Raw genomic sequence first — 25,017 nt, 5'->3', positions numbered from 1 at the left:
GATTCATAGGCAATTCCATTTCTTCTCTTTGATTCTGAGCGGTAGAATGGTGACAAATTCGAAGCTGATTAATACGGAAGATTTATGCGCATTCACATATTAGGTATCTGCGGCACTTTTATGGGCGGCTTAGCGATGCTGGCACGTTCATTAGGTCATGAAGTGACGGGAGCGGATGCTAACGTGTATCCGCCGATGAGCACACAGCTGGAAAATCAAGGGATCGACTTGATCCAAGGATATGATCCAGCTCAACTGGATCCAGCACCGGATTTGGTGATCATCGGCAATGCCATGACTCGTGGTAATCCTTGCGTCGAAGCTGTATTAGAACAAGGCATCCCTTATGTTTCAGGGCCGCAATGGCTGCACGACCATGTATTGCCGGAGCGCTGGGTATTGGCGATAGCCGGTACGCATGGCAAGACAACCACCGCGGGTATGGTCGCTTGGATATTGGAATCTTGCGGCTACGAGCCCGGTTTTGTTATTGGTGGTCTACCGGGTAATTTCGATGTCTCAGCCCGTTTAGGTAACAGCCCATTTTTTGTGATTGAAGCTGATGAATATGATTGTGCCTTCTTTGATAAACGCTCTAAATTTGTTCATTACAGCCCAAGAACGCTAGTGATGAATAATCTTGAGTTTGATCATGCGGATATCTTTGATGATCTGAAAGCCATTCAAAAGCAATTCCACCATCTGGTACGTTTAGTGCCGGGTACCGGTAAAATCATCCTGCCGGACAATGATAATCATCTGAAGCAGGTGATGGCGATGGGGTGCTGGAGCGAGCAAGAGCTTGTTGGTGAAACGGGGAGCTGGTTTGCGCGTAAAGTTTCAACTGATGCTAGCGTCTACGAAGTGCTTCTCGATAATGAATTAGTCGGTGAGGTTAACTGGTCACTGGTGGGCGAGCATAATATGCACAATGGGCTGATGGCCATCGCTGCTGCTCGCCATGTTGGGGTGCAACCTGCGGATGCTTGCCGTGCATTAGGTGGTTTTATTAATGCCCGACGTCGGCTGGAGTTACGCGGTGAAGCCCATGGTGTCACGGTTTATGATGATTTTGCGCACCACCCAACGGCCATTCTTGCGACCTTAGCGGCATTGCGCAGTAAAGTCGGTGGAACTGCACGTATTTTAGCTGTTTTAGAGCCACGTTCTAACACCATGAAATTGGGGCTATCCAAGAATGAGTTGGCACCTTCATTAGGCCGTGCAGATGAAGTATTCCTGTTCCAGCCTCAGCATATCCCTTGGCAAGTTGTTGAAGTCGCAGATGCTTGTATTCAACCTACGCATTGGAGTGCTGATATCGATACGTTAGTCGATATGGTTGTGAAAACGGCTCAACCCGGAGATCATATCTTGGTCATGAGTAATGGTGGTTTTGGCGGGATTCATGATAAGTTACTGAGTTCATTAGGTAAAAAATCAGCCTTAGAAGCGCAATCTCAAGATTAAGCCAGATAAAAAAAGCCCCCGCAGAGCGGGGGTAAAAGGGGTCGTCGGATAGACGACGAGGGATTATTCCTTTGCGGGCTCTACTGGCTTAGCTCACCACATCAATTCATACTCTATTCAATAAGCTGAAAAAGACTTTTTATGTCTATTTTCAACTGATTGAATAAACCATCAAGCTCGAAAGTATGCCCCTTATATCGGGGGCATATACTTTCATTTCTAGCAAAAAATCTTATTTATAAGCTTTCGCAGTGGCGTGCCAGTTATTCTCTTCGCGTACTTCAATGACTTTAAACGCTTTAGCGCCCATAGCATCAGCTTTATCAGACAGTGCCTGACGAATATCAGAAGGTGCGCCATTAAGACCACTCACTGTAATTGTACCTACTGCTTGCATATTGGCAGCTTGATTATCATTGATGGAATCAGCTGCAAAAACACCGAAAGACAGTGCAGATAGAACGCTCAGCGTTGCGATAGTTGTTTTAATTTTCATTTTATTGCCTCTATTTGTTCTTCTATTACTGGGGAATAAGTGTGATTTACATCACGAAAATGAGTATACATCTAGTAACGTAGGATATTAATAGCTGACTAATAATATTTAAGGTCACTTTCGCGGTGGTGACTAATTTTTAATAACGAAAAGGAATAAAAAATGATTAAAAAACAACACATCTTAGTTAAATTTTAATATTTTCAATTGGATAAGTGTTTTTGACTAAAAGTGCGAAATGGAGTGGTGATTTTGACCGATAATGTAGTTGTGGAAGAGATATATGATTGCTTTTTGTGTGAGTGGTAGTTAAATGCACTGTAAAAATAGTGCCAATACAGAGAGTGATAACAGAGAGCGAAGGAGCTAAAAGAAATAATGCGGCACAGAAAGGGCCGCATGATATACGCCGAAACTAGCGGAGGGATTAAAGCTCTTGCTCAAACAACCCGAGGATAGCTTCATGTAACTGCTTAACGGTAAATCCTCTGGCCGGCGTTGTAAATATTGTATCATCGCCAGCAATACTCCCTAGAATGCCTTCAGCCTTGCCTAATGAATCCAGCAGACGGGCAATCAGTTGGGCTGCACCAGGGCTCGTATTAATCACCACCACTGACTCATTGTAATCAACATCTAAGACCAAGTTCTTTAGCGGGCTACTGGTTGTTGGTACACCCAGTTCAGCAGGCAAGCAATAAACCATCTCCATTTTTGCATTACGCGTTCTGACGGCACCAAATTTAGTCAACATACGCGAAACTTTGGATTGGTTTATGTTTTCAAACCCTTCTTCCTGCAAGGCCAAAACGATCTCACCTTGAGAACTGAATTTCTCTTCTTTCAATAACGCTTTGAACGCCTTGATAAGATCTTCTTGTTTTGCGGGATTACGCATTTGTTATGCCCTGAGTAGTCAATAGTGAATAGGATTATTATGCATATAAATGAATTTTTATTCAACATGACTCTGTGGTATTGGCGATAAAAGCATTGATATCAAAGTATGGCGAAATTTTAACTCCATCATACTGTTACAGTTATGCTAAATCAGCATTTATGAGATTCTTCTTGAGTAACCAAAATGTTATTAAAATGATGTTGTTTTGGTGTTGCGGAAGGGTGTAATGTAACCGCGGATTAACCTGTCATGAATACGCCAGTAAATTTTAGAAGAATGTGCGCTATATCATTAACGAATAAGCGATTTAATCTAAAATACATAAGCCCTATGCGCCTTTTTAATGCGTGATATCTCAATCTGACTGTTAATAGATTGTGTTTAAAATTACAATAAATTAAGGTGCGTAACTAGATGAATTCACGGCAAATTTAAATTAAATATAATAAGGAGTATAGGATGAAAGTTGCAGTTCTCGGTGCCGCTGGTGGTATCGGCCAGGCCCTCGCTCTTCTACTCAAGACCCAGCTTCCTTCAGGTTCAGACCTTTCTTTATATGATATCGCGCCAGTGACGCCTGGTGTTGCGGTTGATCTGAGCCATATCCCGACCGCCGTTAATATTAAAGGCTTCAGCGGCGAAGATGCTACCCCAGCGCTGCAAGGGGCCGATATTGTTCTGATTTCTGCTGGTGTTGCTCGTAAACCAGGTATGGATCGCTCAGATTTGTTCAATGTTAATGCCGGTATTGTTCGTAATCTGGTTGAACAAATCGCACGTACTTGCCCTAACGCCTTAATTGGTATCATTACCAACCCAGTTAATACGACTGTTGCGATCGCGGCAGAAGTACTGAAAAAAGCGGGTGTATACGATAAGAATAAGTTATTCGGTATTACTACACTGGATACTATTCGCTCGAACACTTTCGTTGCTGAATTGAAAGGCAAACAGCCTCAGGATATCGAAGTTCCTGTTATCGGTGGCCACTCTGGCGTCACTATCCTGCCATTACTGTCACAAATTCCAGGCATTAGCTTTACAGAGCAGGAAGTTGCTTCTTTGACTAAGCGTATCCAAAATGCAGGGACTGAAGTTGTTGAAGCAAAAGCCGGTGGCGGATCCGCAACACTGTCCATGGGTCAAGCTGCGGCACGTTTTGGCCTTTCTTTAGTTCGTGCTCTGCAAGGCGAAAGCAATGTTGTTGAATGTTCTTACGTTGAGGGCGATGGCAAGTATGCCCGCTTCTTTGCTCAACCAATTTTGTTGGGTAAAAACGGTGTTGCTGAGCGTAAAGACATTGGCAAACTAAGTGCATTTGAGCAACAAGCGTTGGAAAGCATGCTTGATGTATTGCACCAAGATATTGAGTTAGGCGAGAAATTCGTTAACAACTAATTCTTTAGCAACTAAGATGTTACGACAATGGTGTTGCAGTCGCAGCTTTCTATTTGGCGGGCTTGTTTGAGTCAGTTGGTTGGGGAGCTGTAGTTTTACTACTGGCAGCAACGCCAATAGCTCTAGGTATAGTAATACGATGTAGAAATAGGGGAGTACACCCCCCCTAGAATGAGATGATCAACCGCCGAAGCTATTCATCGGCGGTTTTTTTATGCAGAAACATTGACCTGCCTTATCCTCACTTTTCGATCAAGAAGTGCGCCTGTTTTAGAATCAAAATAACGTGTTGGCCAGATTTCGGAAGGATGAATGCTCAGACATTCCGCAATTAACCATTCCCCCTTTGGCCAGGGGCGAGTCAATGCATTCGCAAGTGTGGATGAGCTTAATCCCGCTTTACGTGAAAGTGCCGCCAGAGTCGTCCCCTCCTTCCGTAGTGCAGCAATGATGTCCGCTGGGTGCCAATCCGATTTCCTTAAAATCATCTTTAATCCTTTTTTTTTCTAAGCAGCTGACGCGTTAGTGATATAAATAACGGTACATTGTTAATTGGAACGTGAACACAAAGTGAACATTTAGAAAGATCATAGCATTTATTTTCTTAAAAATTTCAAATGTTTTCTAAATATTCTTTTTTTGTGTCACAACGCATATTAGGAAGCAACGCCATGAAAAAAGAATGGTTTGCCGCTAAGGAATTGGCAGGTCTTGAGGGGTTACCGTCATCACCACAGGGAATAAACCTCATGGCTAAACGTGAGGGATGGGAACAGCGTCGCCGTCGAGGAGTACAAGGGAAGGCGGTCGAATATCATGTAGAAAGCTTACCTAGCAGTATAGTGAATTCATTGCAGCTACGGGAAGAACCAGCGCAATATATGCCGACGCGACAGGATCCCGTAAACATATGGATTGAAGCCTATTATCAACTTACTGAGGCTGAACGCGCACAAGTCATCGCATTCTTGTTGCGTGAAGGTGTGGGTACGCTGATGAAGCGTTTGGTTTGATGCCGGGAAGTGAATGAGATAGGGAAGGAGAAACTCGGGCAAGAAAGCCCGTAGTTTCTTTAAAGTTTCTTAAAATGAGCGTTGTACTGCAATGTGCGCTAATCCTTCAAGTGCCAGACGATACTCACTTTCAGGTAGAACTTGCAGTGCAGCGATAGCTTTATCCGCCTCTTCTTCAGCACGTTGACGGGTATATTCCAGTGAACCACATTGCTGCATAGCAGCCAATACGGGCTCAAGTAAATGACGGCCATTACCCTGTTCGATCGCTTGCCGAATCATTGCTTCTTGCTCTGGTGTACCGTTACGCATTGCGTGCAGCAAAGGTAACGTCGGCTTGCCCTCATTTAGGTCATCACCGGTATTTTTGCCCAGAGTGGTACCATCGGAACTGTAATCCAGTAAATCATCAATGAGCTGGAAAGCCGTCCCCAGATAGCGACCATAATTTTGTAGGGCGAGCTCTTGTTCCTCATTGGCATTCGCCAACACGGCAGCTGATTGTGAAGCGGCTTCGAACAAACGGGCTGTTTTGCTGTAAATCACCTGCATGTAGTTTTCTTCAGTGATATCAGGGTTATTGCAGTTCATTAACTGCAAGACTTCCCCTTCAGCAATGACATTTGTTGCTTCCGACATTAATGTCAGAACACGCAGCGATTCTAGGCCCGTCATCATCTGGAATGAGCGCGTATAGATATAATCGCCCACTAATACGCTGGCCGCGTTACCAAATGCTGCATTCGCCGTTGCCTTCCCACGGCGCATATCTGATTCATCAACCACATCATCATGCAACAGTGTTGCGGTATGGATGAATTCAATCAACGCTGCAACGGTGATATGCTTGTTGCCTGAGTATTGTAGCGCTCGAGCGACCAACACGGCTATCATGGGGCGGATTCGTTTCCCGCCACCACTGATGATGTAGTGGCCCAATTGATTGATGAGAACAACATCAGAGTTCAATTGCTCGAGAATTGTTGTGTTTACTGCTGCCATATCCGACGCGGTTAACGCGATAATCTTTTCTAGGTTCATTGTTATATTCAGCTGTTTTTCTCTTTAACTGCGATGAGATTACCGCCCACATTATTACATGACGTTCCCTGAGACTATGATTGTACTTGAAAAATCCAGCAAATAAACGAGATGTAAGAAACTGTGCTTTTTTTCTTCTCTTGTGCTGATTATATACTTGTCATTCACTATGTTTTTGCGTAGAATTCGCGCCCTATTGTGAATATTTATAGTGCGCTCTGGACTACAAAAGTGGAGTGCGCGGAAAGCGGAGTTTTATATGTACGCGGTTTTCCAAAGTGGTGGTAAACAACACCGAGTAAGCGAAGGTCAAACCATTCGCCTGGAAAAGCTGGACATCGCAACTGGTGAAACTGTTGAGTTTGACCAAGTTCTGATGATTGCTAACGGTGAAGAAATCAATATCGGCGCTCCTTTAGTCGATGGCGGCAAGATCAAGGCTGAAGTCGTTGCTCACGGTCGTGGCGAGAAGATTAAGATTGTTAAATTCCGTCGTCGTAAGCATTACCGTAAGCAGCAAGGTCATCGTCAGTGGTTCACTGATGTTAAAATTACCGGCATCAGCGCTTAAGATTTAGGAGAGCGGACAAATGGCACATAAAAAGGCTGGTGGCTCGACTCGTAACGGTCGTGACTCCGAAAGTAAACGTCTTGGCGTAAAACGTTTTGGCGGCGAATCAGTATTGGCAGGCAGCATCATCGTTCGTCAGCGTGGCACTAAGTTCCATGCAGGCAGCAACGTAGGTTGTGGCAAAGACCATACTCTGTTTGCTTTGTCAGACGGTAAAGTCAAGTTCGAAGTTAAAGGCCCGAATAACCGTAAGTTTATCAGCATCGAAGCTGAATAAGTTTTCGCGTCTTGTAAAAGATACAAGCCCTGCAATTTTGTTGCGGGGCTTTTTACATTTCAGGCTCCCCACTCGGTAAAAAATGGAAACAAAACAGCAGGCTGGTTTGGGTATTTTTCTGGCACTAACCACTGCCGTATTCTGGGGTGCGTTGCCAATTGCAATGAAACAAGTGCTTGAAGTTATGGAGCCTTTTACCATTGTCTGGTATCGCTTTACGATGGCGGCTGTTGGATTGGGAATTATCCTGGCCTCTCGTCGTCAATTACCTTCGCTGAAACTTTTTCGTCAACGTCGCTGGCTGTTATTACTGATTATTGCGACTTGTGGCCTTCTGGGGAACTTCATCTTCTTCAGCTCATCATTGCAGTACCTTAGTCCGACGACGTCTCAGGTCATTGGCCAACTTTCACCTGTTGGGATGATGGTGGCAAGCGTGCTGATTTTAAAAGAGCGGATGCGAGTTACCCAGGTTATTGGGGCGGTAATGTTAATTTGTGGTCTGCTGTTATTTTTTAATACCAGCCTGCATGAAATTTTTACCCGATTGACTGATTATACGCTTGGGGTGGTACTGGGTATCTGTGCCGCCGTGGTTTGGGTCAGCTATGGTGTTGCTCAGAAGGTGTTATTAAGGCGTATGGCATCACAGCAGATATTATTGTTACTGTATGTTCTATGTGCTATCACGCTATTCCCAATGGCGAAGCCAGCTGTCATTTTTCAGCTAAACGGGTGGCAGCTTGGCTGCTTACTGTTCTGCGGAGTGAATACCCTGGTCGGCTATGGCGCTTTAGCTGAAGCTATGGCGCGATGGCAGGCTGCGCAGGTGAGTGCACTTGTTACATTGACGCCTTTGTTTACCTTGTTTTTTTCTATTTTACTGTCGCTGGCATGGCCCGATTACTTTGCCGCGCCACCCCTCAATTTTGTCGGTTATGTCGGCGCATTTGTCGTCGTTGCAGGCGCTATGTTCTCAGCTATTGGGCACCGTTGGTGGCCACGTCGGGCTGAAACAAGCATAGCGGCTCCGCAAAAGTAACCGCCTAATAGCGGCGTAGTGCTTAGCCGTCATTTCATCCAAGGGACGCTTTTTTCGGATTGATTGTCTGTTTTTAATACAGATGAAATTTCTCCAAGAAGCGAGTATAATACGCGCCCTTGTTCGTGCCGGTTCTGGTGCGTTCGTGTTTTTTCGATATGCTGAATACGCTTGGTGTATCACGAGAGCTAGAAAATACGCCGAAAAGAACCGATAAAGTTAATGTAAAACAAGTAGATAAAATCTATTGGTTTTTTACGGAGAAAGTAAATGAAGTTTGTAGATGAAGCTACGATATTGGTTGTAGCCGGTGACGGCGGTAACGGTTGTGTGAGCTTCCGCCGTGAAAAATACATTCCTAACGGTGGCCCTGATGGTGGCGACGGTGGCGACGGTGGCGACATCTATTTGGTGGCGGATGAAAACCTCAACACGCTAATTGATTACCGTTTTGTGAAGTCTTTCCGCGCCGAACGTGGTGAGAATGGCCAGAGCCGTGATTGTACCGGCAAGCGTGGCAAAGATATCACTATCAAAGTTCCAGTCGGTACACGCGTGCTAGATCAAGGTACGGGCGAGGTTGTCGGTGATATGACTCGCCATGGTCAAGTTCTGATGGTGGCTAAAGGTGGTTTCCACGGATTGGGCAACACGCGCTTCAAATCTTCAGTTAACCGAGCACCACGCCAGAAAACCATGGGGACTGAAGGTGAAACCCGTGAGTTGATGCTGGAACTGCTGCTGTTAGCTGATGTTGGTATGCTGGGCTTACCAAATGCGGGTAAATCTACCTTTATCCGTGCTGTATCTGCGGCTAAACCTAAAGTTGCTGATTATCCATTTACCACTCTGATCCCAAGCTTAGGTGTCGTGAGAATGGACCATGAGCAGAGCTTTGTGGTCGCCGACATCCCAGGCTTGATTGAAGGGGCTTCAGATGGTGCTGGGCTGGGTATTCGTTTCCTAAAACATCTGGAACGCTGCCGTGTACTGCTGCATTTGGTCGATTTGGCACCCATTGATGAATCAGATCCGATTGAAAATGCCAAAATCATTATTAATGAGTTACAGCAATACAGCGAGAATCTTGCTGAGAAGCCACGCTGGCTTGTTTTCAATAAGATTGACCTAGTAGACCCTGAAGAGGCAGAAACCCGTGCTAAAGCCATTGTAGAGGCGTTAGGATGGGAAGATAAGTATTACATGATCTCCGCCGCGAATCGTGAAAACGTGAATGCGCTCTGCTGGGATGTGATGAACTTCCTTAACTCACAGCCAAAAGCGATGGCTATTGCTGAAAGTGCGCCAGAAAAAGTTGAATTCATGTGGGATGATTATCACCGTGAACAGCTGGCTGAAGTGGAAGCAGAAGCGGAAGCTGAGGACGACGACGATTGGGATGAAGAAGATGATGACGGCGTAGAGTTTATCTACGAACGTTAATCACCGTTTGGTGACTCGTTAATTTCATCAACTTAGAGCAAGGGCTACCATTTATTGGTGGCCCTTTTGTTTGAGTCAATATGGGGTTTGGTGTGAGTGGAGGTCAGTGTGATTGAGCTAAGACGGTACCGTGTGTGGTCGTGGGTATCCAGCATTGTGCTTGTAGCCCAGAACGGTCAGTACGATTCTTCAGCGTCAGTTTGCCTTGGTGCAATTGAACCGTGCGAACAACGATATTTAACCCTAAGCCACTGCCGCCATAACGTTGATCCATCCGGCGGAACGCTTGGGTGAGCTCACCTGCTTGCTCTTGCTTTATTCCCGGTCCTTCATCCACAATTTGTAATAATACACCCTGAGCTTCAACTGAAAGTTTAACCAAAATCTGGCTACCTACAGGGCTATAGCGATGCGCATTTTCAACCAAGTTACGCACCATCAAACGCAATAATGTGGCATCCCCCTGAGTTTGAGCTTCCGACGGTAACACCCACACAATAGATTGTTGACGGAGTGCGCACATTTCCTCTAACTCTTCTTGTAGGGGATGCACGACATTTTCAACCCAATCTAAGGTCTGATACTGACCGCTAGCAAAATTCTGCCCCGCTCTGGATAACATCAGCAGCTGCTCAATGGTATGCATTAGCAAGTCGATACGATTAATGAGTGACTTACTCTCTGTGATGCCCTGTTGCTCCATTAACTCAAGGTGCAGACGTATTCCGGCAAGTGGCGTGCGTAGCTCGTGGGCAGCATCCGCAGTAAATAACCGTTCTTGCTGAATCGTGTTCGAGAGTCGTGATAGCAGTTGATTGAGCGTCGATGTGACAGAGACAATCTCCTGCATATCACTGTGAACAACGACGGGGGTGAGATTATCCGCTGAACGTTCTGCTAATTTCTGCTGTAACTGATCGAGTGGACGGATAATCCAACTGATCGCCCAGAAAGAGAGTAATAGGCTAATTGCCATCATGACCAGTGAAGGGGCCAGCAGGGATGCGATCGCTTCAGCGATTTCGGTATTAACTCGCTCATTACGTACTTTGGCGCTCAGCGTTTCATCGACTAGGAAACTAATTTGCTCCTGGCTTTCATGCCAAAGCCAAAATGCGCTGATTAACTGGGTCACTAGTAATATTAACGCCAGCAGCAAGATGAGACGGCGGCGCATACTGATCATGCTTGTGCTTCCAAGCGATAACCAATGCCTCGCACGGTCCGGATACGGTCTTTCCCTAATTTACGGCGTAGATTATGAATATGAACTTCTAACGTATTAGAGCCGAGATCATCATTCCATGTGTAAAGATCCTGCTGTAACAATTCGCGATTGACAGTTTGTCCTGCTCGCATAATTAAGCGTGACAATATCGCAAATTCTTTAGGCGTGATTTCTAGAGGCTGGTCCTGCAAATACACTTGCTGAGTCGACAAATTAAGACTCAAGTCATCTTGTTGTATCAAATTGTCACTCTGGCCTTGATAGCGGCGGATCAATGCACGGACTCGAGCGAGTAATTCAGCCAGCGCAAAAGGTTTGATTAGGTAATCGTCCGCGCCTGCATCTAGCCCTTCAACTCGGTCTTCAAGGGCATCACGCGCGGTAAGTATCAGTACGGGCAGGGTAACAGTCTGACGACGCCATTGGCGTAGCAAAAGGGTACCATCTTGATCCGGTAAGCCGAGATCGAGAATGATCATGCTGTACTGACTGCTGAGTAACAAACCCTGTGCTTGTGCTGCCGTTCCGGCGCAGTCGCAGGCGTAACCTTCGTTGGTCAGTGCCATCGCGATGCCTCGTTGCAGCAGTTCATCATCTTCAACAATCAGTAGCTTCATAGTTTTCAGTTATTCTGATAAATGTCTTTATACAGGCGGCTTTCGAAACGAACTAATGGTGCCCGACGATTTTTTTGATCTTCAGGTGGAACAGCGTAGCCAGACAAAAATTGCACAAATGCCATACGTTGTCCGCTGGCCGTGGTGATAAAACCGGCCAAATTATATACGCCTTGCAGTGCACCTGTTTTCGCTGAAACCTTACCGTTAACGCCCGCTTCATGCAGCCCACCACGATAGCGTAATGTACCGTCATAGCCAGCCAGTGGTAGCATCGAAATAAAGTCAAGTTCCTGATCATGCTGAGCAATATATTGCAAAGCCTGCATCATGGTCGCCGGTGAAATCAGGTTATGACGTGATAAACCCGACCCATCTACGACAATACTGTTCCCGAGATCAACACCAGCTTTTTGGCGTAAAACCTGACGGACTGCATCAGCGCCTGCGCGCCATGTGCCCGGTACGCCAAAACGCTGATGACCAATCGTTCTAAAGACAGTATCGGCAATCATATTGTCAGATTTTTTTAACATAATTTTCAGCAAATCATGCAATGGTGCTGATTGAGTTTGCGCCAATACATTTCCTGCTGGACTCGGCGTTGATTGGCGACGTAGGTTGCCATCAATCTGAATATCGGCCTTTTTTAACTCATCTTTCAAAATGGCTCCAGCATAACTAGCCCCATTTTGTACGGCGAAGGCTAATGGCAGAGGTTCACTCCGCTGGGTAAGGCAACCAGTCAGTGTGAACCGATTTAACTCGCCAGGCACGACGTCTAATTCACAATATTGCGCATCAGGTGAACCTTTAGCTAAGGTTCGGACCTCGCTAAACATCTGCACTGGATAATAGGATGCGACTCGGATAAATGCCATGTCGCCAGGATTTGGCGCGCTATACAGCGAAACAGAAAAACAATTACGATCGACGATAGCTGCCGCTGGCGGCGCACTAAAGCATTGTGTCATATCGTTCCATGGCCAGCCTGGGGCCTTATCATGACTGGCAAATACGGAAGTATCGATGATCAAATCACCAGCCACTTGCTTGATACCTGCTTTTCTTAGCGTGGCGACCATATTGCGCAACTGCTGGCGAGTTAATGTTGGGTCACCATCAAAACGGGCGATAAGGTTACCCTGTAAAACACCATCACTCACAGTGCCGTGGCTTTCTAACGTCGTTATGAAGCGAAAGTCTGGGCCAAGTTGCAATAATGCGGCCAAGGCTGTCAGTACTTTCTGCGTACTGGCAGGTAACGCCATCTGCTGGGCGTGATAGTCTATCGTCGGCGTTGGAGCTCCGATTTTTTGTACGACTAGCGCAAGATTTGCCCCATCAGGCAGATACTGAGTGTAATTTTCGACCTGAGCCGCATTGGCGTGAGATATGCTGACATTAAGGGCAATCGCACAGGCCAATCCACTGACAATTCGTGAAAAATGCATAATTTCGGTATAACTGCTGGATAATGTGTTGCCATACTACGGTGCAACGAGGGCGAAAGTAAACGATGACCCTAAAGGAACTCTACGTTAAAATGCATATCAAAATGCAAAATTGATCCTGTCTTGGGTTTTTTGCTCCAAGGGTGGTTTTTTGTTTATTTATCACCTGGAGGCGGGAAGGATATCAAGCTAACCGTATTTTCATTCGATGACGTTAGGATGACGGTTTTTAAACAGGATAGATTTAGAGGTATTTAAAAGATGAAACAGATTCCGATGACGGTACGTGGCGCAGACAAATTGCGTGAAGAACTGGATTATTTAAAAGGCGTGCGTCGCCCTAAAATTATTTCTGATATTGCCACGGCTCGTGAACATGGTGATTTGAAAGAAAACGCAGAATATCATGCAGCCCGTGAGCAACAAGGGTTCTGTGAAGGCCGTATCCAGGAGATCGAAGCAAAGCTCTCCAATGCGCAGGTAATTGATATTACCAAAATGCCAAATAATGGGCGCGTTATCTTTGGTGCTACGGTTCGCATATTAAATGTGGATGTCGAAGAAGAGCAGCAATACCGAATTGTGGGTGATGATGAAGCAGATTTTAAGCAAAATCTTATTTCAGTTAACTCCCCCATTGCTCGTGGCCTGATTGGTAAGGAAGTCGATGATGTGGTCGTTATTCGGACTCCAGGCGGCGAAGTAGAATATGAAATTCTTAGCGTAGATTATGTGTAAAATTTGTTCATTCAAGCCGTTATTACGTATAATTTCTCAAAAATGAAGTTGTAAAGAAAAGTAAAAGGCCGCGTGCGGCCTTTTATCAGAACAAAGTGCATGGCACCTTTTCTCTAAAACTAGCGTCATTAACGCGGTAAAATTATTTTGCGCTCTTTCGCTGGACGATAAAGCACTAAAATATTACCGATGATTTGGACGTTAACGGCACCGGTTTCGCGCACGATGGCATCAGCAATTAGGGCTTTGGTTTCACGCTCTTCAGCAGTGATCTTTACCTTGATAAGCTCATGATGTTCCAGAGTTTGTTCGATTTCAGCCAGCACCCCTTCGGTTAATCCGTTATTACCCAGCATGACTACTGGTTTTAATGGATGGGCCAAACTTTTTAGGTGCTGTTTTTGTTTGTTATTCAGATTCATCGTCTTTTTTGCTTAAGTTGGGATTGAAAACGGTTCATTCTACCGCCATCTCATGTGTATCACCAAATCGGTCTACATCGATGGGGGAGTTTACGCGAGCTAAGCAACAGATGCGCGGGCTCTTAATTAAGATAGTTGGAAAAAGAGATGTCTAATAAAAAGCGTTCGGCTAGCTCAAGTCGCTGGCTACAAGAACACTTTAGCGATAAATATGTCATTCAGGCGCAGAAAAAGGGGCTACGCTCGCGCGCCTGGTTTAAACTTGATGAAATACAACAAAGCGATAAACTTTTTAAGCCCGGTATGACTGTCGTCGATTTAGGTGCAGCACCCGGTGGTTGGTCTCAATATGTTGTAACCCAAATCGGCGGGAAAGGGCGGATAATCGCATGTGATCTTCTACCAATGGATCCTATCGTTGGTGTCGATTTCCTTCAGGGCGACTTTCGTGATGAACTGGTCTTGAAAGCTTTACTTGAGCGAGTTGGGGATAAAAAAGTTCAGGTGGTCATGTCTGACATGGCCCCGAATATGAGTGGTACTCCGGCAGTCGATATACCTAAATCAATGTATCTGGTTGAATTAGCTTTAGATATGTGTCGAGATGTACTTGCACCAGGCGGAAGTTTCTTGGTGAAGGTGTTCCAGGGAGATGGCTTTGATGAATACCTACGGGAAATTCGCTCCCTGTTTACGAAAGTTAAGATTCGTAAGCCAGACGCTTCTCGTGCGCGATCGCGTGAAGTGTACATTGTAGCGACAGGGCGGAAACTGTAGTACCCTAACGCTGTTTGTTAACACAGTTGTAATATGAGGTTAATCCCTTGAGTGACATGGCGAAAAACCTAATTCTCTGGTTAGTTATTGCAGTCGTACTGATGTCTGTATTCCAGAGCTTTGGACCCAGCGAATCGAATGGCCGTAAAGTGGATTACTCTACTTTCATGTCCGACGTAACCCAAGAGCAGGTTCGTGAAGCACGTATCAATGGACGCGAAATTAACGTCAGTAAAAAAGATAACAGCAAATACACGACTTTTATTCCGGTCAACGATCCAAAGCTGTTAGATACCTTATTGACTAAAAATGTGAAAGTTGTTGGTGAGCCACCAGAAGAGCCGAGCTTGCTGGCCTCTATCTTTATATCTTGGTTCCCAATGCTGTTGTTGATTGGGGTCTGGATCTTCTTTATGCGTCAAATGCAGGGCGGCGGCGGCAAAGGGGCAATGTCCTTTGGTAAGAGCAAAGCCCGAATGCTGACAGAAGATCAGATAAAAACCTCTTTTGCCGATGTTGCGGGTTGTGACGAAGCAAAAGAAGAAGTCAGTGAATTGGTCGAATACCTGCGTGAGCCAAGCCGTTTCCAGAAGTTGGGCGGTAAGATTCCGAAGGGCGTGTTGATGGTCGGTCCTCCAGGGACAGGTAAAACCTTGCTGGCGAAAGCCATTGCAGGTGAAGCTAAAGTGCCATTCTTCACTATTTCCGGTTCTGACTTCGTTGAAATGTTCGTTGGTGTGGGCGCATCTCGTGTCCGTGACATGTTTGAACAGGCTAAAAAAGCCGCACCTTGTATCATCTTTATCGATGAAATCGATGCGGTCGGCCGTCAGCGTGGCGCAGGTCTTGGTGGTGGTCATGATGAACGTGAACAGACTCTAAACCAAATGCTGGTTGAGATGGATGGCTTTGAAGGTAACGAAGGCATCATCGTCATCGCGGCAACAAACCGTCCAGACGTTCTTGACCCTGCATTGTTGCGTCCAGGTCGTTTCGACCGTCAGGTTGTCGTTGGTTTACCGGATGTTCGTGGCCGTGAACAGATTCTGAAAGTTCATATGCGTCGTGTGCCACTAGATATCGATATTGATGCATCTGTTATCGCTCGTGGTACACCAGGCTTCTCTGGTGCTGACTTGGCGAACTTGGTCAATGAAGCTGCACTGTTTGCCGCTCGTGGTAATAAGCGTGTTGTTTCGATGGTTGAGTTTGAGAAAGCGAAAGACAAAATTATGATGGGTGCGGAACGTCGCTCCATGGTAATGACTGAAGCTCAAAAAGAATCGACGGCATATCATGAAGCAGGGCACGCGATCATTGGTCGTCTTGTACCTGAACATGACCCAGTCCACAAAGTGACTATCATTCCTCGTGGCCGTGCATTGGGTGTGACGTTCTTCTTACCAGAAGGCGATGCTATTAGTGCGAGTCGTCAGAAACTAGAAAGCCAGATTTCTACCTTATACGGTGGCCGTCTTGCTGAAGAAATCATTTATGGTCCGGAAAAAGTCTCTACCGGTGCATCGAATGATATCAAAGTTGCTACGTCAATCGCGCGTAACATGGTGACGCAGTGGGGCTTCTCTGAGAAATTAGGGCCGTTACTGTATGCTGAAGAAGAGGGCGAGGTATTCCTTGGTCGTTCAGTTGCTAAAGCCAAGCATATGTCCGATGAAACAGCACGTATTATCGATCAAGAAGTTAAGTTACTCATCGAACGTAACTATCAGCGTGCACGTAAGCTGCTGTTAGAAAATATGGATGTTCTGCATTCCATGAAAGATGCGTTGATGAAGTATGAAACGATTGATGCACCACAGATTGATGACTTGATGAATCGCAAAGATGTTCGCCCACCAGCCGGTTGGGATAATGCGACTAAAACTAAATCATCTGATAGTGACAATACGCCGAAAGCTCCGACTGCGACTGATGAACCGCATACGCCAACATCGGGTAATACGACGTCGGGCAACACCAATAGCATGCCAGAGCAGTTGAGCGATAAGTAAGTCAACAGTTGGCATCTAAAAGCATTGTGATTAATATAAACCCTGGGCTTGCTCGGGGTTTTTCTTTTCCTGACAATCCGAGCGACTTCTTTCCTTTCGATATAGCATCAAAATATCGATATAGCATCAAAGTGAATTGCCACTTTTAAGGCGTGATTGCATGCGTTTAACTGCCAGAGATCGAGTTTTGGATCTCTCTCACCCACAAGTTATGGGTATCTTGAATGTCACACCGGACTCGTTTTCCGATGGCGGACACCACAATAATCTCGACAAAGCATTGCAACATGCGCAACTGATGTTATCAGCAGGTGCTACGCTGATTGATATTGGCGGTGAGTCTACTCGCCCCGGTGCGGCGGAAGTCAGTGAGCAAGAAGAACTTGACCGAGTTGTCCCTGTTGTTGAAGCATTGGCAAGCCGCTTTGATATTTGGCTTTCTGTTGATACTTCTAAAGCTAGCGTCATAGCGGAGTCTGCTCGCGCCGGCGCTCATTTGATCAATGATATTCGCTCATTACAAGAGCCTGGCGCACTTGATGCTGCGGCAAAGACTGGGTTACCGGTGTGCCTTATGCATATGCAAGGGCAACCACAAAGCATGCAGCAATCGCCGCATTACGATGACTTACTGGCCGATGTTAATCAGTTCTTTGAGCATCACATCGAACGTTGTGTTGCGGCTGGTATCGCAAAAAACAAATTGTTACTCGACCCGGGCTTCGGTTTCGGTAAAAATCTGGCGCATAATTACCAGCTCTTGGCTCGTTTGGCCGAACTTCATTATTTTGAGTTGCCACTGTTGGTGGGGATGTCACGGAAATCAATGGTGGGACAGCTATTAAATGTTCCGCCGCAACAGCGTGTCATCGGGAGCGTCGCCTGCGCCGTCATTGCCGCCATGCAAGGCGCGCAGATTATCAGAGTGCATGATGTCAAAGAAACCGTCGAGGCGATGCGAATCGTCGAGGCAACACTTTCAGCGAAGGAATAGAGATAAATTATGAGCGACCGTAAATACTTTGGTACAGATGGCATTCGCGGCAAAGTGGGTGAGAGCCCGATTACGCCTGATTTTGTATTAAAGCTAGGTTGGGCCGCTGGTAAGGTTCTGGCTCGACATGGTTCTCGTAAGATTATTATCGGTAAAGATACCCGTATTTCAGGCTATATGTTGGAGTCTGCACTTGAAGCTGGCTTGGCTGCTGCAGGGCTTTCTGCATCTTTTACCGGCCCAATGCCGACGCCAGCCGTTGCCTATCTGACGCGTACCTTCCGTGCAGAGGCCGGGATCGTCATTTCCGCATCCCATAATCCTTTCTATGACAATGGCATCAAGTTCTTTTCAATCGATGGCACTAAGCTGCCTGATGATGTTGAGGAAGCCATTGAAGCAGAAATGGAGAAACCACTGACCTGCGTAGAGTCTGCTGAACTGGGTAAAGCAAACCGCATCGTCGATGCTGCGGGTCGCTATATTGAGTTTTGTAAGGGGACTTTCCCAAGCGAACTTAGCTTGAATGAACTGAAAATAGTGGTCGATTGTGCGAACGGCGCAACTTACCATATTGCACCAAGTGTATTACGTGAACTTGGCGCAACGGTGATTACCATCGGCTGTGAACCCGATGGTATGAACATCAATGAAGAATGTGGCGCTACAGATGTTCGCTTGTTACAAGAACGAGTGCTTGCTGAAGGTGCAGATGTTGGTCTGGCATTTGACGGTGACGGTGACCGGTTAATGATGGTCGATCACTTGGGTAACAAAGTCGATGGTGACCAAATCCTTTATATCATCGCGCGTGAAGGGCTACGTCAAGGCCAACTCAAAGGCGGGGCTGTTGGTACCCTGATGAGCAATATGGGCTTGCAACTGGCATTGAAAGAGTTGGGTATTCCTTTTGTTCGAGCCAAAGTGGGCGACCGTTATGTATTGGAAGCAATGCAGGAAAAAGGCTGGCGCATTGGGGCTGAAAACTCAGGGCATGTGATTCTGCTGGATAAAACCACGACCGGTGACGGTATTGTGGCTGGTTTGCAGGTGCTAACTGCGATGGTAAGAAATCACATGAGCTTGCATGATTTGTGCAGTGGCATGAAGCTATTGCCGCAAATTTTAGTGAATGTTCGCTTCTCTGGTGACCACAACCCACTAAAATCAGACAGCGTTGAAGAGGTAACCCGCCAAGTTGAAAAAGAACTGGGTGATCGAGGTCGGGTTCTTTTGCGTAAATCAGGTACTGAGCCGCTTATTCGAGTGATGGTTGAGGGTGATGCTGAAGAGTCACTTATTGTAGAAATGGCGAACCGAATTGCAGATGCGGTGAAAGCAGCAGGCTAGCCAATTTTCTAGGGGGGAAGGATGGCTTCCCCTCGATAAATGACATCAAGATAGAAAGATTGACGATTTTTTCTGCAAATAGAACGGTGTAATGAAATTGCCCTTGCGTGTATTAGACGCTTTGGTTAGTATTCACACCCGCTTAAGTGGGTGAATAAGTCCCCCGCTGATGGGTGAGAAGCATTTAGCATGCGGTGAACCCGCAAGGATACAGGTACAACTTATGTACGAAGCTCTTCTGGTATTATTCTTGCTGATTTCGATTGGGCTGGTAGCTCTGATCATGTTGCAGCAAGGTAAAGGCGCGGATATGGGAGCCTCATTCGGAGCAGGTGCATCTGCAACTCTGTTCGGTTCGAATGGTTCCGGTAACTTTATGACTCGCATGACGGCTGTATTGGCGGCGTTGTTCTTCGTCATCAGCTTGATTTTGGGCAATATGAGCACCAACCAGGGCCATCAAGGCAGCGAGTGGGAAAACCTGGGTCAGCCAGCAAAAACTGAGCAGACTACAACGCCGGTAGCACCAACTACGCCGAGCAGCGATATCCCGAAATAAAGTTTTAAAAGTAGTTAGCAGTAAAAGACAAAAAGAAAGTTTTAAAATGGTTGTGATGCCTTAAACAGTAAAAACAATCATTTGAATCAGTGCCGGGGTGGTGGAATTGGTAGACACGCTACCTTGAGGTGGTAGTGCCCGATTGGGCTTACGGGTTCAAGTCCCGTCCTCGGTACCAAATAAGTCAGATAACTTGCTTTTTTGTCATGACCAACGTAATATTTGCCACGTTTTCGGACGCGGGGTGGAGCAGCCTGGTAGCTCGTCGGGCTCATAACCCGAAGGTCGTCGGTTCAAATCCGGCCCCCGCAACCACTTTCCTAAAGTGTTTTTTTTCAAATGTTGTATTCGGTAGACCTCAAATACTTTCGATTTCAATTTGAAAAAAATACTTGTCAGAAAGTTGTACCGAAGCCGCTTTGCGGCAAACAGGGTCCAGTTGCTTAAAGCCCCGAATTTCGGGGTTTTTTGTTATTTGACAGCAGAATCACTGGGCTATTAGGCCCTTTTTTTATGTCTTGGGGGTGGGCTTGTCCACATTAGAACAAAAGTTAACAGAGATAATTTCAGCACCGGTAGAAGCCTTAGGCTACGAATTAGTCGGCATCGAATTCATCCGGGGGCGCCAATCGACGCTACGAATCTATATTGATAGTGACGACGGAATCACTGTTGATGCTTGTGCTGATGTCAGCCACCAGGTCAGTGCTGTATTGGACGTAGAAGATCCCATTACAGTAGCTTACAACTTAGAAGTTTCCTCTCCTGGCCTTGATCGCCCAATGTTCACCGCTGAACACTATACTCGTTACCTCGGTGAAGAAGTCACTCTGGTTTTGCGTATGGCGATGCAGAACCGCCGTAAATGGCAGGGCATTATCAAAGCCGTTGATGGTGAAATGATCACGGTTACTGTGGATGGAAAAGATGAAGTGTTCGCGCTGAGCAACATCCAGAAAGCGAACCTGGTACCCCACTTTTAAAGTTTGGATGAGGCAACTAGGATGAACAAAGAGATTCTGGCTGTTGTAGAAGCAGTTTCCAATGAGAAATCCCTTCCGCGCGAGAAGATTTTTGAAGCGTTGGAAACCGCTCTAGCGACAGCGACCAAGAAAAAATACGAACAAGAAATTGAAGTTCGCGTCAGCATTGACCGTAAAACGGGTGACTTCGACACTTTCCGTCGTTGGGCTATCGTTAACGAAGTCACAATGCCAACACGCGAAATTACGTTAGAAGCAGCTCAGTACGAAGATCCTGCCCTCGATTTGGGCGATTATGTTGAAGATCAGATTGAATCTGTCACTTTTGACCGTATTACGACGCAAACGGCCAAGCAAGTCATCGTACAAAAAGTACGTGAAGCTGAACGCGCTATGGTTGTTGAGCAATTCCGTCAATACCTGGGCGAGATTGTCACGGGTATCGTGAAAAAGGTTAACCGTGACAGTATTGCGCTGGATCTTGGCAACAACGCTGAAGCTGTCATTGGCCGTGAAGACATGTTGCCACGTGAAAACTTCCGTCCAGGCGACCGTATTCGTGGTGTTCTGTATGATGTGCGTCCAGAAGCGCGTGGTGCTCAGCTGTTCGTCAGCCGTTCACGCCCTGAGATGTTGGTTGAATTGTTCCGTATTGAAGTGCCAGAAATTGGCGAAGAATTAATCGAAATTAAGGCGGCTGCCCGTGATCCGGGTTCTCGTGCTAAGATTGCGGTTAAAACCAACGACAAACGTATCGACCCGGTCGGTGCTTGTGTTGGGATGCGTGGTGCCCGTGTTCAGGCTGTATCCAGCGAACTGGGTGGCGAGCGCATTGATATTATATTGTGGGATGATAATCCTGCCCAGTTTGTTATTAACGCTATGGCGCCAGCTGATGTTGCGTCTATTGTCGTTGATGAAGACAAACACACGATGGATGTTGCCGTTGAAGCCAGTAACTTGGCACAGGCAATTGGCCGTAATGGTCAGAACGTACGTTTAGCAGCGCAACTAAGTGGCTGGGAACTGAACGTAATGACGGCGGACGATCTTCAGGCGAAGCATCAGGCCGAAGCTCATGCCGCTATTGATACCTTCACCAAATATCTTGATATCGATGAGGACTTTGCCACTGTATTGGTAGAGGAAGGTTTCTCTTCTCTGGAAGAATTGGCTTATGTGCCAATGAAAGAACTTCTGGAAATCGATGGTCTCGACGAAGATACGGTTGAAGCGCTGCGTGATCGCGCCAAAGCTGCATTGACCACGCTGGCCCTGGCACAAGAAGAAAGTCTTGGCGACCAAAAACCCGCTGACGATCTGCTGAATTTAGCGGGTCTGGAACGTAGCATGGCATTCAAATTAGCTGCGCGCGGTGTGTGTACGCTGGAAGATCTTGCCGAGCAGGGTATCGATGATCTGGCAGATATTGAAGGGCTTAGCGATGAGCAAGCCGGTGAGCTGATTATGGCCGCACGTAATATCTGTTGGTTTGGCGATAACGCGTAATAAACTGTAGCAGGAAGGAACAGCATGACAGATGTAACCGTAAAATCACTGGCCGCTGAGATTCAGACACCAGTTGATCGCCTGGTACAGCAATTTGCTGATGCAGGGATCAACAAATCTGAAGTAGACTCAGTTACCCAGCAAGAAAAAGAAACATTACTGGCGCATTTAAACCGTGAGCACGGTAGTGCGCCTAATAAACTCACGCTGCAACGCAAAACGCGTAGCACCTTGAATATTCCGAGCACCGGCGGAAAAAGTAAATCGGTGCAAATCGAGGTCCGCAAGAAACGCACTTATGTAAATACGCCGGAAGCTGAACAAGCGAAAGCGGAAGAGCAGGCACAGCGTGAAGCGGAAGAGCAGGCACAACGTGAAGCGGAAGCAGCAGCGCAGAAAATCGCTGAAGAAAAAGCTAAACGTGCGGCCGAAGAACAAGCCAAACGTGAGGCCGCTGAAAAAGCTAAACGCCAAGCAGCGGAAAAAGAAAAAGTGACGAATCAACAAACCGACGAAAAAACCAAGCCAGCTCAGACTGATAAAGCACGCCGTGAAGCGGAAGCTGCCGAGCTGAAACGCTCAGTAGAAGAAGAGACACGCCGTAAGGTCGAGGAAGACGCGAAGCGCGTTGCTGAGGAAGCCCGTAAAATGGCAGCCGAAAACGAAGGTAAATGGCCAGAACCTGTGACCGAACAAACCGAATCTGCTGACTACCATGTCACCACCTCACAACATGCGCGCGCCGCGGAAGATGAAAACGACGCCAAAGTTGAAGGTGATCGCCGTAGCCGCACTCGTGGTGGAAAAGCAACCAAGCAGAAGAAAGGCAATAAGCTTTCTGAGTCTAAAGCTGATCGCGAAGAAGCGCGTGCTGTTGGCCGTAAAGGCAAACGTAAACCAAGCACATTGCAACAGAGCTTCAACAAGCCTGTTGTTGCGGTTAACCGTGATGTAGTAATTGGCGAGACTGTCACTGTCGCTGAATTGGCAAATAAAATGGCTGTTAAAGGCTCTCAGGTCATCAAAGCGATGATGAAACTGGGCGCAATGGCAACCATTAACCAAGTTATCGACCAAGAAACAGCACAGCTAGTGGCTGAAGAAATGGGCCACAAAGTTATCCTGCGTCGTGAAAACGAGCTGGAAGAAGCGCTGATGAGTGACCGTGATACCGGCACTGAAGCTGCTGCTGAACACCGTGCACCAGTTGTGACCATCATGGGCCACGTTGACCACGGTAAAACCTCTCTGCTGGACTACATCCGTTCCACAAAAGTAGCGTCAGGTGAAGCAGGTGGTATTACACAGCATATCGGTGCTTATCACGTTGAAACTGAAAATGGCATGATCACCTTCCTGGATACCCCAGGACACGCCGCATTTACATCAATGCGTGCTCGTGGTGCTCAGGCGACAGACATCGTGGTACTGGTTGTTGCAGCAGATGATGGCGTAATGCCTCAGACAATCGAAGCTATTCAGCATGCTAAAGCGGCAAATGTGCCGGTTGTCGTTGCAGTGAACAAAATCGATAAGCCAGAAGCTGATCCAGACCGTGTTAAAACCGAACTGTCTCAGTACGGTATTCAACCAGAAGAGTGGGGCGGTGAATCTCAGTTCATCAACGTCTCTGCGAAAGCCGGTATCGGTATTGATGAATTGCTGAATGCAATCTTGCTGCAAGCTGAAGTATTGGAACTGAAAGCGGTTCGTACTGGCATGGCAAGTGGCGTTGTTATCGAATCCTTCTTGGATAAAGGCCGTGGCCCTGTAGCAACAGTGCTGGTTCAACAAGGTACGTTGAACAAAGGCGATATCGTGCTGTGTGGCTTTGAGTATGGCCGTGTGCGTGCGATGCGTGATGAGCTAGGCCGTGATATCACGTCTGCTGGTCCGTCAATCCCAGTTGAGATTTTGGGCCTGTCCAGTGTTCCGGCTGCCGGTGATGAAGTCACTGTTGTTCGTGACGAGAAAAAAGCCCGTGAAGTTGCACTGTATCGCCAGGGCAAATTCCGTGAAGTTAAGCTGGCTCGTCAGCAGAAATCTAAGCTGGAAAACATGTTTGCTAACATGACCGAAGGCGAAGTTTCTGAACTGAATATTGTTATCAAGTCTGACGTTCAGGGTTCTTGTGAAGCAATTTGTGATTCACTGGAAAAACTGTCTACCGATGAAGTGAAAGTACGTATTGTTGGTTCAGGCGTAGGTGGTATCACCGAAACTGACGCAACATTGGCGGCAGCTTCTGGCGCAATCATCCTTGGCTTTAACGTCCGTGCTGATGCTTCTGCACGCCGTGTCGTTGAAACCGAAGGTCTGGATCTGCGTTACTACTCAGTCATCTATAGCTTGATCGATGAAGTTAAGCAGGCGATGAGTGGTATGTTGGCACCTGAGTACAAACAGCAAATCATCGGCTTGGCTGAAGTTCGTGACGTGTTTAAATCACCGAAATTCGGCGCCATCGCTGGTTGTATGGTGACTGAAGGTGTGATTAAGCGTAACAACCCAATCCGTGTTCTACGTGACAACGTGGTTATCTATGAAGGCGAGCTGGAATCCTTGCGCCGCTTCAAAGATGACGTTAACGAAGTTCGTAACGGCATGGAATGTGGTATCGGCGTTAAGAACTACAATGACGTCCGTGCAGGTGATGTGATCGAAGTCTTTGAAATTATCGAGATCAAACGTACCATTGCTTAAGCACTTCTAGATTTGCTTA

24 protein-coding genes and 2 tRNA genes are annotated in these 25,017 nt (G+C 46.6%); 18 read left to right on the top strand and 8 right to left on the bottom strand.

Annotated elements, in window-relative coordinates; all coding sequences use genetic code 11:
- Positions 1-84: 84 nt before the first annotated feature.
- Positions 85-1,470, top strand: a complete 1,386-nt coding sequence (gene mpl / locus DA391_RS19950) for a UDP-N-acetylmuramate:L-alanyl-gamma-D-glutamyl-meso-diaminopimelate ligase (RefSeq protein ID WP_108088102.1) — start codon at positions 85-87, stop codon at positions 1,468-1,470.
- Between the two features lie 232 nt (positions 1,471-1,702).
- Here the strand turns inward: mpl and yhcN are convergent, their stop codons facing one another.
- Complete coding sequence (gene yhcN / locus DA391_RS19945) at positions 1,703-1,966, bottom strand: peroxide/acid stress response protein YhcN (protein ID WP_019211317.1); 264 nt, start codon at positions 1,964-1,966, stop codon at positions 1,703-1,705.
- Positions 1,967-2,393: 427 nt separating this feature from the next.
- Entirely contained in the window at positions 2,394-2,864 is a 471-nt protein-coding gene (gene argR / locus DA391_RS19940) for a transcriptional regulator ArgR (protein WP_004699884.1), read from the bottom strand.
- 462 nt (positions 2,865-3,326) lie between these two features.
- Here argR and mdh point away from each other — a divergent pair, with 462 nt between their 5' ends.
- Positions 3,327-4,265, top strand: coding sequence for a malate dehydrogenase (gene mdh, locus DA391_RS19935; protein WP_049604970.1), 939 nt, complete (start codon positions 3,327-3,329; stop codon positions 4,263-4,265).
- A gap of 212 nt (positions 4,266-4,477) precedes the next feature.
- On the opposite strand, the gene DA391_RS19930 is transcribed toward mdh, so the two are convergent.
- Positions 4,478-4,753, bottom strand: a complete 276-nt coding sequence (locus tag DA391_RS19930) for a helix-turn-helix domain-containing protein (protein WP_019211314.1) — start codon at positions 4,751-4,753, stop codon at positions 4,478-4,480.
- A 183-nt stretch (positions 4,754-4,936) separates the two neighbouring features.
- Here DA391_RS19930 and DA391_RS19925 point away from each other — a divergent pair, with 183 nt between their 5' ends.
- Positions 4,937-5,278, top strand: coding sequence for a DNA-binding protein (locus tag DA391_RS19925; RefSeq protein WP_050080896.1), 342 nt, complete (start codon positions 4,937-4,939; stop codon positions 5,276-5,278).
- Positions 5,279-5,347: 69 nt separating this feature from the next.
- Here DA391_RS19925 and ispB read toward each other — a convergent pair whose 3' ends face one another.
- Positions 5,348-6,319 carry an octaprenyl diphosphate synthase gene (gene ispB, locus DA391_RS19920; RefSeq protein WP_050080895.1) on the bottom strand — a complete coding sequence of 324 codons (972 nt, stop codon included), beginning with the start codon at positions 6,317-6,319 and terminating at the stop codon, positions 5,348-5,350.
- A gap of 259 nt (positions 6,320-6,578) precedes the next feature.
- On the opposite strand from ispB, the gene rplU reads away from it, so the two are divergent.
- The 4 genes from rplU (at position 6,579) to cgtA (ending at position 9,652) form a co-directional block, all read left to right on the top strand.
- On the top strand, positions 6,579-6,890 hold the full coding sequence (rplU, locus tag DA391_RS19915; RefSeq protein WP_004707048.1) for a 50S ribosomal protein L21: 312 nt from the start codon (positions 6,579-6,581) through the stop codon (positions 6,888-6,890).
- A 19-nt stretch (positions 6,891-6,909) separates the two neighbouring features.
- The gene (gene rpmA / locus DA391_RS19910; RefSeq protein ID WP_019211311.1) at positions 6,910-7,167 is read left to right on the top strand and encodes a 50S ribosomal protein L27; all 258 of its coding nucleotides are present in this window, start codon (positions 6,910-6,912) and stop codon (positions 7,165-7,167) included.
- 82 nt (positions 7,168-7,249) lie between these two features.
- A complete protein-coding gene (locus DA391_RS19905; protein WP_057650472.1) occupies positions 7,250-8,209 on the top strand; it encodes a DMT family transporter in 960 nt (319 codons plus the stop codon).
- Positions 8,210-8,479: 270 nt separating this feature from the next.
- The gene (gene cgtA, locus DA391_RS19900; protein ID WP_019211309.1) at positions 8,480-9,652 is read left to right on the top strand and encodes an Obg family GTPase CgtA; all 1,173 of its coding nucleotides are present in this window, start codon (positions 8,480-8,482) and stop codon (positions 9,650-9,652) included.
- Positions 9,653-9,755: 103 nt separating this feature from the next.
- On the opposite strand, the gene pmrB is transcribed toward cgtA, so the two are convergent.
- From pmrB to dacB, 3 genes are read right to left on the bottom strand one after another with little or no spacing between them, the layout of a single operon-like run.
- A complete protein-coding gene (gene pmrB, locus DA391_RS19895) occupies positions 9,756-10,838 on the bottom strand; it encodes a two-component system sensor histidine kinase PmrB (protein WP_050286621.1) in 1,083 nt (360 codons plus the stop codon).
- Complete coding sequence (gene pmrA / locus DA391_RS19890; protein ID WP_050080892.1) at positions 10,835-11,497, bottom strand: two-component system response regulator PmrA; 663 nt, start codon at positions 11,495-11,497, stop codon at positions 10,835-10,837. The genes pmrB and pmrA overlap by 4 nt, the downstream gene beginning before the upstream one ends.
- 5 nt (positions 11,498-11,502) lie before the next feature.
- Positions 11,503-12,951: a serine-type D-Ala-D-Ala carboxypeptidase gene (gene dacB, locus DA391_RS19885; RefSeq protein WP_057642638.1), complete on the bottom strand. Its 1,449-nt coding sequence runs from the start codon at positions 12,949-12,951 to the stop codon at positions 11,503-11,505.
- A gap of 261 nt (positions 12,952-13,212) precedes the next feature.
- Here dacB and greA point away from each other — a divergent pair, with 261 nt between their 5' ends.
- A complete protein-coding gene (greA, locus tag DA391_RS19880; RefSeq protein ID WP_019211305.1) occupies positions 13,213-13,689 on the top strand; it encodes a transcription elongation factor GreA in 477 nt (158 codons plus the stop codon).
- 128 nt (positions 13,690-13,817) lie between these two features.
- Here greA and yhbY read toward each other — a convergent pair whose 3' ends face one another.
- Positions 13,818-14,111: a ribosome assembly RNA-binding protein YhbY gene (gene yhbY / locus DA391_RS19875; RefSeq protein ID WP_004389225.1), complete on the bottom strand. Its 294-nt coding sequence runs from the start codon at positions 14,109-14,111 to the stop codon at positions 13,818-13,820.
- Positions 14,112-14,258: 147 nt separating this feature from the next.
- Between yhbY and rlmE the strand changes: the two genes are divergently transcribed.
- The 10 genes from rlmE (at position 14,259) to infB (ending at position 24,998) form a co-directional block, all read left to right on the top strand.
- Positions 14,259-14,888: a 23S rRNA (uridine(2552)-2'-O)-methyltransferase RlmE gene (gene rlmE, locus DA391_RS19870; protein WP_019211304.1), complete on the top strand. Its 630-nt coding sequence runs from the start codon at positions 14,259-14,261 to the stop codon at positions 14,886-14,888.
- A gap of 56 nt (positions 14,889-14,944) precedes the next feature.
- Positions 14,945-16,900 (top strand): ATP-dependent zinc metalloprotease FtsH, encoded by a 1,956-nt coding sequence (gene ftsH, locus DA391_RS19865; protein ID WP_050080890.1) that lies wholly within the window; start codon positions 14,945-14,947, stop codon positions 16,898-16,900.
- A gap of 160 nt (positions 16,901-17,060) precedes the next feature.
- Positions 17,061-17,894: a dihydropteroate synthase gene (gene folP, locus DA391_RS19860; protein ID WP_050286624.1), complete on the top strand. Its 834-nt coding sequence runs from the start codon at positions 17,061-17,063 to the stop codon at positions 17,892-17,894.
- 9 nt (positions 17,895-17,903) lie between these two features.
- Entirely contained in the window at positions 17,904-19,244 is a 1,341-nt protein-coding gene (gene glmM / locus DA391_RS19855) for a phosphoglucosamine mutase (RefSeq protein WP_108088101.1), read from the top strand.
- 223 nt (positions 19,245-19,467) lie between these two features.
- Positions 19,468-19,803: a preprotein translocase subunit SecG gene (secG, locus tag DA391_RS19850; protein WP_050080888.1), complete on the top strand. Its 336-nt coding sequence runs from the start codon at positions 19,468-19,470 to the stop codon at positions 19,801-19,803.
- A 91-nt stretch (positions 19,804-19,894) separates the two neighbouring features.
- Positions 19,895-19,981: transfer RNA gene (locus DA391_RS19845), tRNA-Leu, on the top strand.
- Between the two features lie 60 nt (positions 19,982-20,041).
- A tRNA-Met gene (locus tag DA391_RS19840) sits at positions 20,042-20,118 on the top strand.
- A 215-nt stretch (positions 20,119-20,333) separates the two neighbouring features.
- Complete coding sequence (gene rimP, locus DA391_RS19835; protein ID WP_002222054.1) at positions 20,334-20,786, top strand: ribosome maturation factor RimP; 453 nt, start codon at positions 20,334-20,336, stop codon at positions 20,784-20,786.
- A 21-nt stretch (positions 20,787-20,807) separates the two neighbouring features.
- Positions 20,808-22,295 (top strand): transcription termination factor NusA, encoded by a 1,488-nt coding sequence (gene nusA, locus DA391_RS19830; protein WP_019211300.1) that lies wholly within the window; start codon positions 20,808-20,810, stop codon positions 22,293-22,295.
- A 24-nt stretch (positions 22,296-22,319) separates the two neighbouring features.
- Positions 22,320-24,998: a translation initiation factor IF-2 gene (gene infB / locus DA391_RS19825; protein ID WP_050080887.1), complete on the top strand. Its 2,679-nt coding sequence runs from the start codon at positions 22,320-22,322 to the stop codon at positions 24,996-24,998.
- The last annotated feature ends 19 nt before the right edge of the window (positions 24,999-25,017 follow it).

Source organism: Yersinia massiliensis, from assembly GCF_003048255.1.
Lineage (GTDB): Bacteria > Pseudomonadota > Gammaproteobacteria > Enterobacterales > Enterobacteriaceae > Yersinia > Yersinia massiliensis_A.
This window is presented reverse-complemented; position numbering and strand designations above follow the sequence as displayed.